Raw genomic sequence first — 15,508 nt, 5'->3', positions numbered from 1 at the left:
AATTAGTTGGATTGAGCAAATTCAAAGGTATTACAGTTTTTATCTTGTCCAAGTGCGCGCTGAACATCTTGTTTAAAACGTGCTTGGGCAAAGGTATATTGCTTCGGTAAAAATAAGGTAATACGTGTCGTCTGTGGATCTAAACTTTCGACCAACATTTTATGCAAATACGCCCCATGCTCAGTTCGTGCCATCAATGTCCCCTGCTCCAAATGCTCTTCTAAACGATTATCGGTATAGACGTATCGATTGTTCGCGGTAAACGCAACACAGTGATTATAGGCTTGTCGCAGATTTCGAAAGGCGGTCATATATGGGATTTTAAGCTCCGTACTGATGCCATTATCAACCGATTCAGCGACAAGTGCAGCTTCAGTGGGAAGATTGGGTGTCGTGACGTATTGGCTTTGACATGCAACGAGCAAACTACAACAAAGACACAGCGATAAACTGTTGAAAAATTTGTGCATACAGACCTTTGCAACTTGTTCTTATTTATTTTGTAGAGATTGTAGCAAAACTACGTTGCTGATTTAATACTCTACTATTCATTCCGTGCTTTCATTGCAAATGCTATGCAGCTGATTATTTTTACAGGCGTTCAAGCCTCTGGCAAATCCACCTTTTACATGTTGAATTTATATCATAGCCATTTACGTATTAATTTGGATATGTTGAAAACCCGACATCGGGAAAATATGATCTTTGAAGCAGGTTTGGCATCCAAAACCAAAATGGTGATTGACAATACCAACCCAGATCAGGAAGCTCGTGCTCGCTATATCCAACGCGCAGTTGATGCAGGGTTTGAAGTCATTGCTTATTATTTTGAAACCGATTTGGACAGTACCTTAAAGCGCAACAGTTTACGTGAAGGCAAAGCTCATATTCCAGAAGTTGGCGTGCATGCGACCTATCGAAAGCTTCAAGTTCCGTCACGGGATGAAGGCTTTGATCAAATTTTTAAAATTAAAATTATCAGTCACGGCGAATTTTCAATTTCACCCATGTATGAATAACGAGCATTAACCTGCTTTTTGGCTATCTTGCCATTTTTTAAAAGCTGATTGCATGGCCTGACGTTCATATGGTTTCACTAAACGACTTTCTAATGAAGCAAAATCACCTTTATAGGCAGCAGCAACCATCGATTTAGCCAACTCTTGAATACTCACACGCCCACGGTGTTCATATTGCTGGACTTCTTCATGGGTGAGTTCAACATCCCAACATGACACTACTGAACTGAGATCAACCGCAATGCTCAAATAATATTGATCAAAGTCTTGATAAAGTTCCCAAAAATGCGGCTCATAGGCGATAAGGTTCATGGTGCAATGCTAGCTGATTGAATTTTATCACCATAAAGATTGTATTGAATAAAATATATTCAACTTTAGATTGATCAATTTCAACTAATTTAGGGATAAAAAACTACCCTTTCGAGTAGCTTCTTATCTACATATGAACCTTTATTTCAATGCGATGGTGGCTTTGCTGCAATTACCGCTTGTGCAAATGCATATTCGCTAATGGCCTTTTTTCCTGTTTGCTCATCAACCAGTTTTAAATTTGCCCCACCTACAAATGCGCCCATTTTAATAAATTGCTGAACAAAATATTGTTTACCTGCCGCAGTTTCAATATCCAAATGGTTAGGTGAAAATTCTGATTCAGTCGAAATTGTATGTTTGTGATTACCAACTACTTCTTTATAAAAAAATACTCCACGAGAGGTTTCACCTAAACATTCCCCATCTACCCATACATCTTTCTTTAAGGCAGGGCCTTTCACAGAAGCTGAGCGATATACGTAAATACCTGCATTGACTTCTTGTGGGGAAATTAAATTATTCGACTAGTGCTGAAGCATTTTGATCTGCTTTAGGTACGGACGCACACCCAACAAATCCCAAAGATAATAATAATGTAAAAAAGATTTTATTAGACATCATTAATTCCATTGACATATTTTAAGCATATGAAAATTAAAAATTAATCAAATAGTCAAATTTATTTATTATTCAGGCATAAAAAAACCACCCTTTCGGGTGGCTCTTTCAATCTCAAACTGCGTCTTATTGAGCGCGGTTTTTGATTTTGCGGATGGTTTCCAACTGAGCAGCAGTTTCTGCAAGAGCAGCCAAAGCAGCAGCTGAGTCCAAGTCGCTCTTTTGATTTGCTAACAATTGTTCAGCTTGTTTACGAGCTTCAATAATTGCTGCTTCATCAAGGTTGTCAGCACGTACTGCAGTATCTGCAAGTACAGTAACAACGTGCGGTTGAACTTCAAGTACACCACCTGATACATAGATTAATTCTTCTGTACCATTTTCAAGCAGAACGCGGATTGCGCCCGGCTTGAGCAAAGTTACTAGTGGCGCATGGCCAGGCATAATACCTAACTCACCACCAGCACCTTTAGCAATTAGCATAGTTACAGCGCCAGAGTACAAAGACTCTTTAACACTTACAACGTCACATTGCATAGTCGCCATGAGAATCTCCTAAATTAGGGAACTAATTAAAGTTTCTCAGCTTTAGCAATAACTTCGTCAATACCACCAACCATGTAGAACGCTTGTTCTGGAATGTGGTCGTATTCACCAGCTAGAAGACCTTTAAAGCCACGAATTGTTTCTTTAAGCGGTACAAGTTTACCAGGAGCACCAGTAAACACTTCAGCTACGTGGAACGGTTGAGAGAAGAAACGTTGGATCTTACGTGCACGGTATACAGTAAGTTTGTCTTCTTCTGCCAATTCGTCCATACCAAGAATTGCGATAATGTCTTTCAATTCTTTGTAACGTTGAAGAACGTTTTGAACTGAACGAGCGATTTCGTAATGCTCAGTACCCACTACAAGTGGATCTAACTGACGTGAAGTAGAGTCAAGTGGATCGATCGCTGGGTAAATACCAGAAGATGCGATGTCACGGCTCAATACAACAGTCGCGTCCAAGTGAGCGAAGGTAGTCGCAGGCGATGGATCTGTTAAGTCATCGGCAGGTACGTATACCGCTTGGATTGACGTAATAGAACCAGACTTAGTAGACGTAATACGTTCTTGAAGAACACCCATCTCTTCTGCAAGAGTCGGTTGGTAACCTACTGCAGATGGCATACGACCTAGAAGTGCTGATACTTCAGTACCCGCTAGTGTATAACGATAGATGTTGTCAACGAACAATAGAACGTCACGGCCTTTACCGTTTTCGTCTTTTTCGTCACGGAAGTACTCAGCCATAGTCAAACCAGTCAACGCTACGCGTAAACGGTTACCCGGTGGCTCGTTCATCTGACCGTAAACCATCGCTACTTTGTCTAGAACGTTTGAGTCTTTCATTTCGTGATAGAAGTCATTACCTTCACGAGTACGTTCACCAACACCAGCAAACACAGATAAACCTGAGTGAGCTTTCGCGATGTTGTTGATCAACTCCATCATGTTTACAGTTTTACCAACACCGGCACCACCGAACAGACCAACTTTACCACCTTTAGCGAACGGGCAAAGTAAGTCAATGACTTTAATACCAGTTTCTAAAAGGTCAGTAGAAGCCGCTTGTTCTGCATAAGAAGGCGCTTGACGGTGAATTGGTAAACGAGCTTCAGTACCAACAGGACCAGCTTCGTCGATAGGGCGACCAAGAACGTCCATGATACGACCTAAACATGCAGTACCTACAGGTACAGAGATAGGCGCGCCAGTGTTAGTTACAGTAAGACCACGCTTAAGGCCTTCAGTAGAACCCATTGCAATAGTACGAACTACGCCATCACCAAGTTGCTGCTGAACTTCTAATGTAGTTTCAGTACCATCAACATGGAGAGCGTCATAGATCTTAGGAACGCTGTTACGTTCAAACTCGACGTCGATAACCGCGCCGATGATCTGAATGATACGACCGCTACTCATTGCTGTCTCCTCAATTCAAACTAATAATGTTAAACGGCAGCGGCACCACCAACGATCTCAGAGATTTCCTGAGTAATCGCGGCTTGACGCAGCTTGTTATAAATAAGTTGTAGGCTCTTGATCAATTCACCCGCGTTATCCGTTGCAGCTTTCATTGCAACCATACGAGCAGACTGTTCACATGCGATGTTTTCAATCACACCTTGATAAACCATAGACTCAATGTAACGAACCAATAAACCATTTAGAAGCTCTTCAGCTTCTGGTTCATAGATATAGTCCCAACCGTATTGACGATTTAGGCCTTCGCTTTCCTCAGCAGCTGCTAAAGGAACAAGCTGTTCGATTTTTTGGTTTTGAGTCATGGCGTTGACAAAGCCGTTTGACACTAGATAAATACGATCTAACTCGCCTTTATCAAACGCGTCTAACATCACCTGTACAGAACCAGTTAACTGTTCAAGACTCGGAGCATCACCTACGTTTGTAGTTGCACCAAGAACTTTACCGCCGTAGTTTTTAAAAAACGAAACCGCTTTTTGACCAATTAAAGCAAATTGAACTTCAATTGACTGCTCTTGTTGCTGTTGTACGTGTTTGACCACTTTTTTGAACAAGTTAATGTTCAAACCACCAGCAAGGCCGCGATCTGAAGAAACAATGATATAGCCAACGCGCTTTACAGGACGTTCAACCATATAACGGTGTTTGTATTCAGGGTTCGCTTGTACCAAATGAGCAATTACACGGTGCATATTTTCGGCATACGGACGGCCTTGAGCCATGCGCTCTTGCGCACGACGCATCTTAGAAGCTGCTACCATCTGCATCGCGCGAGTAATTTTCTGCGTGCTTTTGATACTAGCTACTTTGGCGCGAATTTCTTTTAAATTTGCCATACGCTTAACCTAGTATTCGAAAGCCCTTTCGAGCTTTCGAAGGTTGATCCGTGAACCAAACCAGAACCAGATTCAACATCGTTGAATCTTAGTAAGTTTGAGTCGCTTTAAAGCTTTCAATACCTGCTTTGATTGCTGCTTCGATTTCTTTATCGTAAGCACCAGTCTCGTCAATTTTTTGCATTAACGCAGCATGTTCTGAACGGAAGTAAGAGATCAACGCAGCATCAAATGCAACGATTTTCTTCACTTCTACGTCAGCCATATAGCCTTCGTTAGATGCATAAATTGAAACAGCTTGGTCAGCAATTGAGTATGGAGCATATTGTTTTTGCTTCATAAGCTCAGTTACACGTTGACCATGTTCAAGCTGTTTACGAGTTGCTTCGTCAAGGTCAGAAGCGAACTGAGCAAACGCAGCTAATTCACGGTATTGCGCAAGAGCGGTACGGATACCACCTGACAATTTTTTGATGATCTTAGTCTGAGCAGAACCACCAACACGTGATACAGAGATACCCGCGTTCACAGCAGGACGAATACCTGCGTTGAATAATGATGTTTCTAAGAAGATCTGACCGTCAGTAATCGAAATTACGTTTGTAGGTACGAATGCAGATACGTCACCGGCTTGAGTTTCAATAATCGGTAATGCAGTTAATGAACCAGTTTGGCCTTTAACTTCACCGTTAGTGAATTTCTCAACGTAGTCAGCAGATACACGTGAAGCACGTTCAAGTAAACGTGAGTGTAGATAGAATACGTCACCAGGATATGCTTCACGACCTGGTGGACGACGTAGAAGCAATGAAATTTGACGGTAAGCAACAGCTTGTTTAGACAAGTCATCATAAATGATAAGCGCGTCTTCACCGCGGTCACGGAAGTACTCACCCATTGTACAACCAGCATACGGAGCAAGATACTGCATCGCTGCAGGATCAGCTGCAGCAGCTGCTACAACAGTTGTGTACGCCATAGCGCCAGTTTCTTCTAGCTTGCGCACAACGTTAGCGATAGTCGATTGTTTTTGACCAATTGCTACGTATATACATTTAATGCCAGAGTTTTTCTGAGCGATGATCGCATCGATCGCCATAGCTGTTTTACCAGTTTGACGGTCACCGATGATCAACTCACGTTGACCACGACCAACAGGGATCATTGTATCTACTGATTTATAACCAGTTTGTACAGGTTGATCCACTGATTGACGCCAAATTACGCCTGGTGCTACTTTTTCAACAGCATCAGTAAGTTTTGCGTCAATAGGGCCTTTACCATCAATTGGGTTACCCAAAGCATCTACTACACGGCCTAAAAGTTCTGGACCAACCGGAACTTCTAATACACGACCTGTGCAACGAGCTTTTTGACCTTCTTGAAGGCTTAAGTAGTTACCTAAGACAACGGCACCCACTGAATCCTGTTCTAGGTTCAGTGCCATACCAAATAAGCCGCCGTCGAATTCGATCATTTCACCGTACATTGCATCAGCAAGGCCGTGAATGCGCACAATACCGTCGGAAACCATAACAATGGTCCCTTCGTTCTTAGCGGTCGCGCTGGTGTCCAGATCGCCGATACGCTGTTTAATGAGCGCACTGATCTCGGATGGATTCAGTTGTTGCATTGCGCTATACCTCAATCTTTTTAAAGTTCAGTCTTCAAGCTGTTAAGCAAGAAGACGAGTCCGCATTTTTTCAAGCTTGTTAAGCGCAGAATCATCTATCACTTGGTCGCCTGCACGAATAACTACACCCGCGATTAACGCTGGGTTAACTTCTACTGAAACATTTACGGCAGCTTCGAATTTTTTCTCTAATGCATGCGCAAGTAATTGTTCTTGTACAGAAGTCAATGGGAATGCAGATTCAATCACTACATCCACAGTATTGTTATTCTGTGATTTGAGCTGTTCGTATTCTTCTGAAATTTCAGGAAGAAGTGCCAGACGGTCATTATCAGCAAGCAATGTCAAAAAGTTTGACACTGCTGCAGTCTGGTCTTCACCTAAAACTTTTGCGAAAACACTTACCTGCTCAGCAGGAGTAAGCTCAGGGCGATTTAGATAAGCTGAAAATGCTTCGTCTTGCACCGCAGCACTGAGCAAGTTTAATGCATTTGACCAAGCGTCAGTTGCATTTTGCTCAGAAGCGTAAGCAAATGCTGCTTTAGCGTATGGGCGTGCCAACGTCAAGAGTTCAGCCATAATCCGCCTCTCTTAAAGTTTAGCAGCCAGCTGAGTCAGCATGGCATTGTGAGCTTCTGCGTCAACTTGCTGGTTCAGAATTTTTTCTGCGCCAGTAACTGCAAGAGCAGCAACTTGTTGACGTAATTCTTCGCGAGCAGCATTGATTTCAGTATCAACAGCTTCTTTAGCTTGTTGACGAATACGCTCACCTTCAGCCGCAGCTTGAGTACGCGCTTCTTCTACCAATTGCGCACCACGACGGTTCGCTTGTTCGATCAATTGAGCCGCTTGTGCTTTAGCCGCATCTAATTCAGCTTTCACTTGTGCTTGCGCATCCGCAAGGTCAGCTTTCGCTTTTTCAGCAGCGTTTAAGCCATCAGCGATTTTACGCTGACGCTCACTAATCGCATTGATTAGTGGTGGCCAAACAAATTTCATGCAGAATGCGACAAAAATCGCAAAAGCAATCGCTTGGCCAATCAATGTGAGGTTGATATTCATTGCTATTCCTCAATAGTTTAATTTAGGAATTAAGCTGATTAACCTACAAATGGATTAGCGAAGATGAAGAACAAGCCAATACCAACACCGATCATAGGCACAGCATCAAGAAGACCCGCGATTAAGAACATACGAGTTTGAAGTTGTGGAGCCAATTCTGGTTGACGAGCAACAGCTTCTAAGAAACGGCCGCCTAGAAGACCAAAACCAATCGCAGTACCTAAAGCACCAAAAGCGATCAAGATAGCAGATGCAATTGCAACTAGACCTAAAGTGAGTTCCATGATAATTCCTCAGAGGTTAGGTTTATACCAAATTAAGTTAAAAAATTGTGTGCCCAACCACCCTTTGACAGTTGAGCAATACCATTAATGCTTTTCGCTAGCCATACTCATATATACGATAGTCAACATCATGAAAATGAATGCTTGTAACGTAATAACAAGAATATGGAAGATCGCCCAAGGCACAGACAACGCCCACTGGATCCAGAACGGCAATAATGCGATCAAGATGAAGATCAACTCACCCGCATACATGTTACCGAACAGTCGTAGAGCCAATGAGATTGGACGTGCAATAAAAGTTACTAATTCAAGAATAATGTTTACTGGAATAAGTAATGCTTTTAAAACTGGGTTACTTGGGTTAAATGGGTTAAGTGCAAATTCTGCACCGAATCCGACAAGACCTTTCTCACGGATACTATAGAAAATAGTTAACGCAAATACTGACAATGCCATACCAAGGGTAATGTTAGGATCAGTAGATGGAACGATTTTGAAGTAAACGTGGTGAGGATCCATACCAAACACGTTAGCACCGATCAATTGAGCTGTATAAGGAATCCAGTCAACAGGGATCAAGTCCATCAAGTTCATGAGGAAAATCCACACGAAGATGGTCAACGCTAACGGCGCGATTAAGCGCGATTTGCCATGGAAAGTGTCACGGACACTTGAGTCAACGAACTCGATAATCATTTCGATTGCAGACTGGAACTTGGTCGGAACACCAGAGTTTGCAGCTTTCGCTACAACCCAGAACAACAAACAGAAAACAATACCAAGGCCGATAGACCAACCCATTGAATCCAAGTGAATAGCAGTGAACCCCATCTCTTGAGCTTCTTTAGCAGTCTCAGCTAACTTCCAAGTACCATCTGGCATTTTGCCATAGGTCATGTTAGTCAAGTGATGCTGAATGTACTCGGTCGAAGTAAGGGCATGTTCTTCAGCAGCCATAAATCACACCTGGTCAATGTCAAAACTAATAGAGAAAACGAATATCGCGTGCTGCCTGATATCTCGTTACTCTCCAAAAAACTTTTCAATTTTCTGTTGTGCTTATACTCGTTTTTTTAAGCGTGTTGCCCAAAAAGGAGCGACCCACGACATACTTTGTACGAGCATAAAACCACAAAACAATGCCACCGCTGACAACGGTTTGACATTGATCAAAATCAAAATGAATCCAACAATCACGATTGCAAACTTGCCCATTAAGCCACGATACATGTTTGACAGCACCTGTTTAGAGGCACGGGCACCAGCCGCACGAAACGACTGCCATGAAAAGTAGCTACTTGCTAGCCAGCATACCAACGCACCCAAAGCTGCACTATATGCTGTGATTGTGTCTTTAAGGACCCAACCAATCAGGGCTGAAACAGGAATCATTACTGCTTGTAAGATGACTAAAGCTTTCGCTAATCGTCGATCAATCATGCGACTAGTTCGACTCATTTTTGTTCACTCACAGCAATTCTGCTTGACAAGTTTAACTGATGATTATTTTTAATCGCAGGCATTATAGAGTTACACCCCTTAACTTGCAATCTTTTCCCGACCTTAGTCGTGTTTTTTTAAATTGGTAAACTGCTTTCAAACTAATCAATAGTTGTTTGTTTTTTACATTACTTTCGCGCATTTAGTGTGCACTTAAGGGTTTTATCAGCCATCATCTTCCATGCTGTTACAAAATCCCCTGCCCCACTCATGGTTTCGTCCACCGGTTGAAAGACAATGCCACCGAGCTTTTGATACTGATTTTGGCTGGCATGTGCTTCTGCAAGTAAGCATATTTTTGGCTGCACGCGATGGTCTTTCAGGTATTTGATTTGTGCCAATGTCGGTGCGACATGTGGATCATCGGTCAACGCACCGGTAAATTTCAAATTCAGTGAGCGCTCAAGATATTGATAGGCATCGTGGTAAGACCAGTAAGGCTGAGCACGGCTCGACACATCTGTTTTTTGGGCTGTGATCAAGAGTTTCTGCGCAAATGCACGCGCATTAGCCCAATATTTTTCACGATGTTCTGGAAACTGTTGTGAACGTAAAGCAGCAATAAAAAAGCCGATTCGAACCGCATTGTTTGGTTCAAGCCAGACATGGGTATCGATTGTGCCTTTTAATGCATTGCCACGAACATCCCGCAAAGGCAACGCACTGATAATGCCTGAGTCTAAAATAGCGATACTTTTGCCACTTTCATCCAACATTTTTGCTAAAGGTGCTTCGTGTGCATGGCCTAACCATAAAACCAAGTTGGCATCTTGCACGGTTTTACGGTGTGCAGGCGTCAAGCTCACATCATGTCCAGATTGATGGTCAAGCAGTAGTTTGGGCTGCTCTACGCCCTTAAGTACATCCTTCGCGATTAAATAAATCGGTTGTGTAGAAACAACGAGACCTTGCGCCCAGCTCATCACACTGAATAAAGCCAAACTACAAAAAAGAAATACACGGGACATGGGGAGAGAGCACCATAAAATGAATAGTGTTATAATATAACAAAATCGTAAAAAAACCTACGTCTGTTCGTAAGTCCTTACGCTTCATGTTAAGATTTAAAGTCTTTTTCTTTATACAGTTTCGTACTCGAGGTTGGCTATGAGCGCATGTTCACACGAACATCATAATGCTTTGCATGGTGTACACGATCATCATAATGTCGAACAGCGCCTTGCTGAAGCTGAGAGTCTCTGTAGTGCGACGGGTGCTCGACTTACGCCCTTGCGTAAAGAAGTATTGGAACTGATCTTAAACGCAACGGGGCCAATGGGCGCTTATGACCTTTTGGCTAAAATCAAAAGCGAGTCTGACCGACCTGCAGCTCCACCGACAGTGTACCGTACGCTGGATTTTCTGCTTGAAAAAGGTTTGATTCATCGTCTAACGTCGATTAATGCTTACATCCCATGTTGTCATCCGCGCGAAGGACATCAAGCTGCATTTCTGATTTGCACCGATTGTAAAATAGTCAAAGAAGCATCTGCTCAAGGCTTGATGGCGCAACTTGATGAATTGTCTGCATCCGATGGTTTTACTGCACATCACAGTATTATTGAAATTTCAGGGATCTGTCAGCAGTGCCGCAGCAAACACTAAATATGAAGCCCATTGTGGCTTTAGAGCATGTTCATGTCCGAATCGATGAACGTGACATTTTAAAGAATGTAGATTTCGCCTTACACGAAAAAGAAATTGTCACCTTGATTGGTCCCAATGGTGCAGGCAAATCCACGCTCATCAAAGTGTTGTTGGGTATTGTAAAACCTGTATCTGGCAAAGTGATCAGCACACAAAAATTAAAATTTTCATATGTGCCACAAAAATTTAATCCATCACACAGCTTACCGCTACGTGTGTGTGATTTATTGGCACTAGAAAAATGTGATGCCAGCATTAAGCAAGAAATTATTCGTGATACTGGCATTGCCAAGTTACAACAATCTAAAGTTCAGCAATTATCGGGCGGCGAACGTCAACGTGTATTGATTGCACGGGCTTTATTGCGTCAACCGAATGTATTGGTTCTGGATGAACCTATGCAAGGTCTAGATATTCAGTCTGAAGCGGAACTGTATGACTACGTGCGTAGCTTGCCAGAAAAATATGGCTGTGCAGTTTTGATGGTTTCTCATGACTTACAGTGGGTCATGCAAGGAACACATCGTGTGGTTTGCCTGAACAAACATATTTGTTGCAGTGGCTTGCCTGAAAATGTGCAGCAACATCCTGAATATCAAGCGATCTTTGGAACAAATCGTGTGTTCTATCAACACCATCATGATCACTGTGCGCATGGCGATAGTGCAACGCCTTGCCAGCACGACTCTCGTCCCCATATTCACCCTGAACCGGAAGCATAATCCATGATGGAATGGCTACAACTCCTTTTGCCAGCATGGATCATGGGCACTTTGCTGGTGTTCCTGACTGCACCCCTCGGCTGTTTGATGCTATGGCGTCGCATGTCTTTTTTTGCGGATACCATGGCACATGGCACTTTACTCGGTGTCGCCATTGCCGGTGCAATGAGTCTACCGCTTTGGACAGGCGTTACATTGATTGCGCTCTTATTGGTTGCAATCTTATGGGTGTTACACGACCCTCGCTTGCCCAATGACGCCTTGCTCGCGCTATGTTCAGCAACACTCCTGTGCTCTGGCTTACTCTTCATACAATATTTGCCCAGCTTAAGACCTGAATTACTCAGCTATTTATTTGGTGATTTACTCACCATTTCTTGGTCAGATTTGCCTGTCTTTGCAGTGGTGATCATTGTGGCACTGACCGTGCTGTATAAAAGTTGGCAATCTCAAATTCAGATTGCCATTGACCCCGATATTGCGGTCAGTGAAGGTGTCAGTGCCAAATGGCAACGTCTGATTTTTATGTTATTACTGGCATTATTTACCGTATTGGCTTTACGTGCTGTCGGCTCATTGCTGATGGGTGCATTGTTAGTGATTCCTGCATTAACCGCTCGTTTATTGGCAAATTCCCCGAAACAAATGGTGCTGTGGTCTTTCATCATTGCCCAAGTCGGTGTGACCGTGGGGTTATGGTCAAGTGCTGGTTTAAACACCTCTACAGGACTGACTATTGTATTAACCATGGCGCTGCTCTTTGCCCTGATTTTTATTCTGCAAAAATTTAAGAAAGTGGCTTAAGTAACAACGTTCATTGTTCAATTCGCGACATATCAAAAAAAAAGCCATGCAGTTGCATGGCTTTTTTTGCACGTCAAATACAATGTTCAGAATCATCTCACTGGATTTATTGATGCACCAAACTCAATAAACTCGCAGCACAAGCAAATAATACCGCAAAGGTTCGATTCAAATATTTTTGTTGTTTAGGTGATTTTAATAACCGCAGCACTTTTGCAGCGAGACCGGTATACCCCGCCATGACAATCAGATCAATGCTAATCATTGTTGCAGCCATGATGACATATTGAATCCATTGGGGTTTGGATAAATCTAAAAACTGCGGCAAAACCGCCAACAAAAATACAATCGCTTTAGGGTTGCTCATATTGACCAAAAAGCCATGTAAAACTAATTTTAAACGTGATTTATTTGGTAAATCTTGTTGGATTTCAATTGACTGTGTTGGCGCTGTCCACTGTAAATAAGCCAAATACAATAAATAGACCACTCCAAACCATTTCACGATCAGAAAAGCCCATGGTGTCGTCGCAAATAAGACCCCTGCCCCAGCTGCAACAATGGCGATCTGAACCAAAAGTGCCAATTGCAGGCCGATTGCATTCCAATACCCATGCTTAAACCCATAATTCAAACCACTCGACATAGACGCAATTGCACCTGCACCTGGGGAAACACTAATTACCCAACATGCCAACATGTATGCAATCCAGATTTGATAGGACATCATTAGCTCAAGTTTGAAATGGGTCTGTATTATATGACATTTACTCTATTTTCATGACAATAATGCACGCTAAAAGGCCAAATGAAGGCTACACTCTCAGCGCTGCTTAAGGCACAATATACACAGCCACTCAGAAATTATAATTTTTAGGAGCCATGAATGTCTGCTCAATCTGTAATTTTGCCATTACCCTCAGATCATGCTCGTTTTATTGTTTTACGTTTAAAAGATTTAACGATTAGCGAATTAAAAGAACAACTTGAAGACTTATTTAGCACTCGTGATCGTCTAATTACCCAACATCCTAATGCACAGATTAAAACAGCTGTAGCTTTTGGACCTGAACTTTGGGCACAACTTTATATTCAATCTCCAGCAGGCTTTAAACAACTTGATCCAATTCAAGGTTCATTTAACATGCCTGTAGCCCCAGCAGATATACTGATTCACATTGCAGCACAGCGTACAGATATTTGCTTTGCTTTAAGCCAAGCTTTCTTTGATGGCATTCAAGATAAAGTGGAGGTTTTAGATGAGCGTGTTTGCTTCCGCAATTTCGATGGCCGTGACTTAACTGGCTTTATTGATGGTACTGAAAACCCTCAATTTCCAGATGACCGTGCTGAAACAGCATTATTAGCAGAAGATGCGGGTATTTTTGCTGATGGTTCTTTTGTCTTTGCACAGCGTTATGCACACAATTTAGATAAGTGGAAAAAGCTCAAAGTTGATGCACAAGAGCATGTGATTGGGCGTACCAAACTTGAATCGATTGAGTTGAACGAAGACGAACAACCTGAAAACTCACATGTATCACGTACCGTTGTTGAAGATGGTGAGGGTGAAGAACTAGCAATTTTGCGTCATTCATTGCCTTATGGCGATGGCCGCGGTGACCAAGGTTTGTTTTTTATTGCTTATACCCATGACCTCAGCATTATCGACAGCATGCTAGTACGTATGTTTGGCACCAGTGGTGACGGCATTCATGACCGCTTACTTCACTTTGTCACTCCTATGGATGGCGCTTATTACTTTGCACCGAGTGAAGAGTTATTGGAAGAAGTGCTGGAAGGTTGAATAAATAAAGCCGACGAGAGTCGGCTTTTTTTTCAAAGAATATTGTTTTAAATACAATTTTTCTTGACATATTCATCATTAAACTTTAGCACCCTATTATCTATATCAAATAAACTTAAACAGGCTGGATATTTATTTATTTTAATTATCTTACCTTCATTATAATAGACCTCATTTCCACATTTAACGAAACAGCTTTCCATCTTCCCAATTTCATAATTAACTGAAACTATTTTCCCACCTTTATAATCATAATTTTTATTAATTTGATAAAAATTATTATATGAAGTATTCCCATCAATAGGATTAATAAAAACAGCCTCATATTTAGCAATCAACATATTACTCTTAATGTCTTTTTTTTCATAAACTCTTACCAAATCTCCATCAAATTTCTCAATTGAAAAATAATCATGATGTATCGATTTAACAAATCTCTTACTACTTTCTTTTTTATAAAAATTATCAGGCAAAGCATAAACATTACCTAACACAATTAGATTTGTAAAAAACAATAGAAGCTTAATTTTCATTAATATGCTCTCTCAAAGACTTATATAAATCATTAACAATAATTTTTGAATTATTTACTAGTTTTTTTGCAATTTTTGGAGTTGTCATAAAACCAAATTCAACTAAAACTTTATATTTAGCATCATTTTTCCCACCATTCCCCAAAACGGTTAAATCTATTCTTTTTTCAACTTTACCTGTAACTTGAGAATAGTTTTTTGCAATTTTTTCAGCTAATTTTTTATCATTATCATCAAAATAACACATTACAGCATAATTACCTTTCAAATTCTCAATACCATCACAATGTAATGAAATAAAATAATCTGCTTTAGCGGAATTTGAAATTAATTTCCTGTAGGTCAATGGTGAGGTAGTTGTTATTTTAAAATTTTTACATGAAGAAATACTAGGTATATCTGTATAATCAATCGTTTCCTTTTTATCCCTTGTTAGATAGACAATATGACCATCATTTTCAAATAATTCTTTTAATTCTAAAGCTCTGTCATATACATATTCAAATTCTGTAGGACTGCGTGGATCTTTAACATCTATAAACTCGAAATATTCATCAGCTTTATTAATAACTTCATCTGATAAGTCTTTCCAAGAGTAATAGACTTCTTTCATAATTCATTTTTTGCTCAGCTCTAAATTATAGATTCCCGCAATTAAATTGAATCTTAAGCCCAGTCTTTTTCCTCGATTACGA

General features: G+C 41.2%; 20 protein-coding genes and 1 pseudogene. 5 read left to right on the top strand and 16 right to left on the bottom strand.

The window, feature by feature from the left end:
• Positions 1–2 precede the first annotated feature (2 nt).
• The gene (locus AC25JC_RS16145) at positions 3–470 is read right to left on the bottom strand and encodes a hypothetical protein (RefSeq protein ID WP_180085682.1); all 468 of its coding nucleotides are present in this window, start codon (positions 468–470) and stop codon (positions 3–5) included.
• 105 nt (positions 471–575) lie between these two features.
• Between AC25JC_RS16145 and AC25JC_RS16140 the strand changes: the two genes are divergently transcribed.
• A complete protein-coding gene (locus AC25JC_RS16140; RefSeq protein WP_486924436.1) occupies positions 576–1,019 on the top strand; it encodes an AAA family ATPase in 444 nt (147 codons plus the stop codon).
• Positions 1,020–1,025: 6 nt separating this feature from the next.
• On the opposite strand, the gene AC25JC_RS16135 is transcribed toward AC25JC_RS16140, so the two are convergent.
• From AC25JC_RS16135 to AC25JC_RS16080, 12 genes and pseudogenes are all read right to left on the bottom strand, one after another.
• The gene (locus AC25JC_RS16135; RefSeq protein ID WP_168378803.1) at positions 1,026–1,331 is read right to left on the bottom strand and encodes a hypothetical protein; all 306 of its coding nucleotides are present in this window, start codon (positions 1,329–1,331) and stop codon (positions 1,026–1,028) included.
• Between the two features lie 141 nt (positions 1,332–1,472).
• Positions 1,473–1,952: pseudogene (locus AC25JC_RS16130) on the bottom strand (DUF2846 domain-containing protein).
• Between the two features lie 126 nt (positions 1,953–2,078).
• Entirely contained in the window at positions 2,079–2,498 is a 420-nt protein-coding gene (locus AC25JC_RS16125) for a F0F1 ATP synthase subunit epsilon (RefSeq protein WP_078194022.1), read from the bottom strand.
• Between the two features lie 26 nt (positions 2,499–2,524).
• Complete coding sequence (atpD, locus tag AC25JC_RS16120) at positions 2,525–3,919, bottom strand: F0F1 ATP synthase subunit beta (protein ID WP_078191473.1); 1,395 nt, start codon at positions 3,917–3,919, stop codon at positions 2,525–2,527.
• A gap of 29 nt (positions 3,920–3,948) precedes the next feature.
• Entirely contained in the window at positions 3,949–4,818 is an 870-nt protein-coding gene (atpG, locus tag AC25JC_RS16115; RefSeq protein ID WP_078191474.1) for a F0F1 ATP synthase subunit gamma, read from the bottom strand.
• Between the two features lie 88 nt (positions 4,819–4,906).
• Positions 4,907–6,451, bottom strand: coding sequence for a F0F1 ATP synthase subunit alpha (gene atpA, locus AC25JC_RS16110; protein WP_078194023.1), 1,545 nt, complete (start codon positions 6,449–6,451; stop codon positions 4,907–4,909).
• A 42-nt stretch (positions 6,452–6,493) separates the two neighbouring features.
• Positions 6,494–7,030 (bottom strand): F0F1 ATP synthase subunit delta, encoded by a 537-nt coding sequence (locus AC25JC_RS16105; RefSeq protein ID WP_078191476.1) that lies wholly within the window; start codon positions 7,028–7,030, stop codon positions 6,494–6,496.
• A 12-nt stretch (positions 7,031–7,042) separates the two neighbouring features.
• Positions 7,043–7,513, bottom strand: coding sequence for a F0F1 ATP synthase subunit B (locus tag AC25JC_RS16100; RefSeq protein WP_078191477.1), 471 nt, complete (start codon positions 7,511–7,513; stop codon positions 7,043–7,045).
• Between the two features lie 38 nt (positions 7,514–7,551).
• Positions 7,552–7,797 (bottom strand): F0F1 ATP synthase subunit C, encoded by a 246-nt coding sequence (atpE, locus tag AC25JC_RS16095; protein WP_000424060.1) that lies wholly within the window; start codon positions 7,795–7,797, stop codon positions 7,552–7,554.
• A gap of 84 nt (positions 7,798–7,881) precedes the next feature.
• Positions 7,882–8,757 carry a F0F1 ATP synthase subunit A gene (gene atpB / locus AC25JC_RS16090; protein WP_078194024.1) on the bottom strand — a complete coding sequence of 292 codons (876 nt, stop codon included), beginning with the start codon at positions 8,755–8,757 and terminating at the stop codon, positions 7,882–7,884.
• A 102-nt stretch (positions 8,758–8,859) separates the two neighbouring features.
• Positions 8,860–9,258, bottom strand: coding sequence for an ATP synthase subunit I (locus tag AC25JC_RS16085; RefSeq protein ID WP_078194025.1), 399 nt, complete (start codon positions 9,256–9,258; stop codon positions 8,860–8,862).
• A gap of 170 nt (positions 9,259–9,428) precedes the next feature.
• The gene (locus tag AC25JC_RS16080) at positions 9,429–10,268 is read right to left on the bottom strand and encodes a metal ABC transporter solute-binding protein, Zn/Mn family (protein ID WP_486924435.1); all 840 of its coding nucleotides are present in this window, start codon (positions 10,266–10,268) and stop codon (positions 9,429–9,431) included.
• A gap of 139 nt (positions 10,269–10,407) precedes the next feature.
• Between AC25JC_RS16080 and AC25JC_RS16075 the strand changes: the two genes are divergently transcribed.
• The 3 genes from AC25JC_RS16075 to znuB are packed head-to-tail and all read left to right on the top strand — an operon-like array spanning position 10,408 to position 12,473.
• Positions 10,408–10,905, top strand: coding sequence for a transcriptional repressor (locus AC25JC_RS16075; RefSeq protein WP_078191481.1), 498 nt, complete (start codon positions 10,408–10,410; stop codon positions 10,903–10,905).
• Positions 10,906–10,907: 2 nt separating this feature from the next.
• Positions 10,908–11,669: a zinc ABC transporter ATP-binding protein ZnuC gene (gene znuC / locus AC25JC_RS16070; protein ID WP_373683079.1), complete on the top strand. Its 762-nt coding sequence runs from the start codon at positions 10,908–10,910 to the stop codon at positions 11,667–11,669.
• A gap of 3 nt (positions 11,670–11,672) precedes the next feature.
• A complete protein-coding gene (gene znuB, locus AC25JC_RS16065; RefSeq protein WP_180116350.1) occupies positions 11,673–12,473 on the top strand; it encodes a zinc ABC transporter permease subunit ZnuB in 801 nt (266 codons plus the stop codon).
• Between the two features lie 106 nt (positions 12,474–12,579).
• Here znuB and AC25JC_RS16060 read toward each other — a convergent pair whose 3' ends face one another.
• A complete protein-coding gene (locus AC25JC_RS16060) occupies positions 12,580–13,200 on the bottom strand; it encodes a LysE family transporter (RefSeq protein ID WP_180116349.1) in 621 nt (206 codons plus the stop codon).
• 159 nt (positions 13,201–13,359) lie between these two features.
• Between AC25JC_RS16060 and AC25JC_RS16055 the strand changes: the two genes are divergently transcribed.
• Positions 13,360–14,280 carry a Dyp-type peroxidase gene (locus AC25JC_RS16055; protein WP_486924434.1) on the top strand — a complete coding sequence of 307 codons (921 nt, stop codon included), beginning with the start codon at positions 13,360–13,362 and terminating at the stop codon, positions 14,278–14,280.
• 47 nt (positions 14,281–14,327) lie between these two features.
• Here the strand turns inward: AC25JC_RS16055 and AC25JC_RS16050 are convergent, their stop codons facing one another.
• Positions 14,328–14,813 carry a hypothetical protein gene (locus AC25JC_RS16050; protein ID WP_180116347.1) on the bottom strand — a complete coding sequence of 162 codons (486 nt, stop codon included), beginning with the start codon at positions 14,811–14,813 and terminating at the stop codon, positions 14,328–14,330.
• Positions 14,803–15,426 (bottom strand): N-acetylmuramoyl-L-alanine amidase, encoded by a 624-nt coding sequence (locus tag AC25JC_RS16045; RefSeq protein ID WP_486924433.1) that lies wholly within the window; start codon positions 15,424–15,426, stop codon positions 14,803–14,805. The genes AC25JC_RS16050 and AC25JC_RS16045 overlap by 11 nt, the downstream gene beginning before the upstream one ends.
• Between the last annotated feature and the right edge of the window lie 82 nt (positions 15,427–15,508).

Source organism: Acinetobacter sp. P37 (assembly GCF_057480965.1).
The sequence above is the reverse complement of the archived record's forward strand: the minus strand, read 5'-3'. Positions and strand labels throughout refer to the sequence as shown.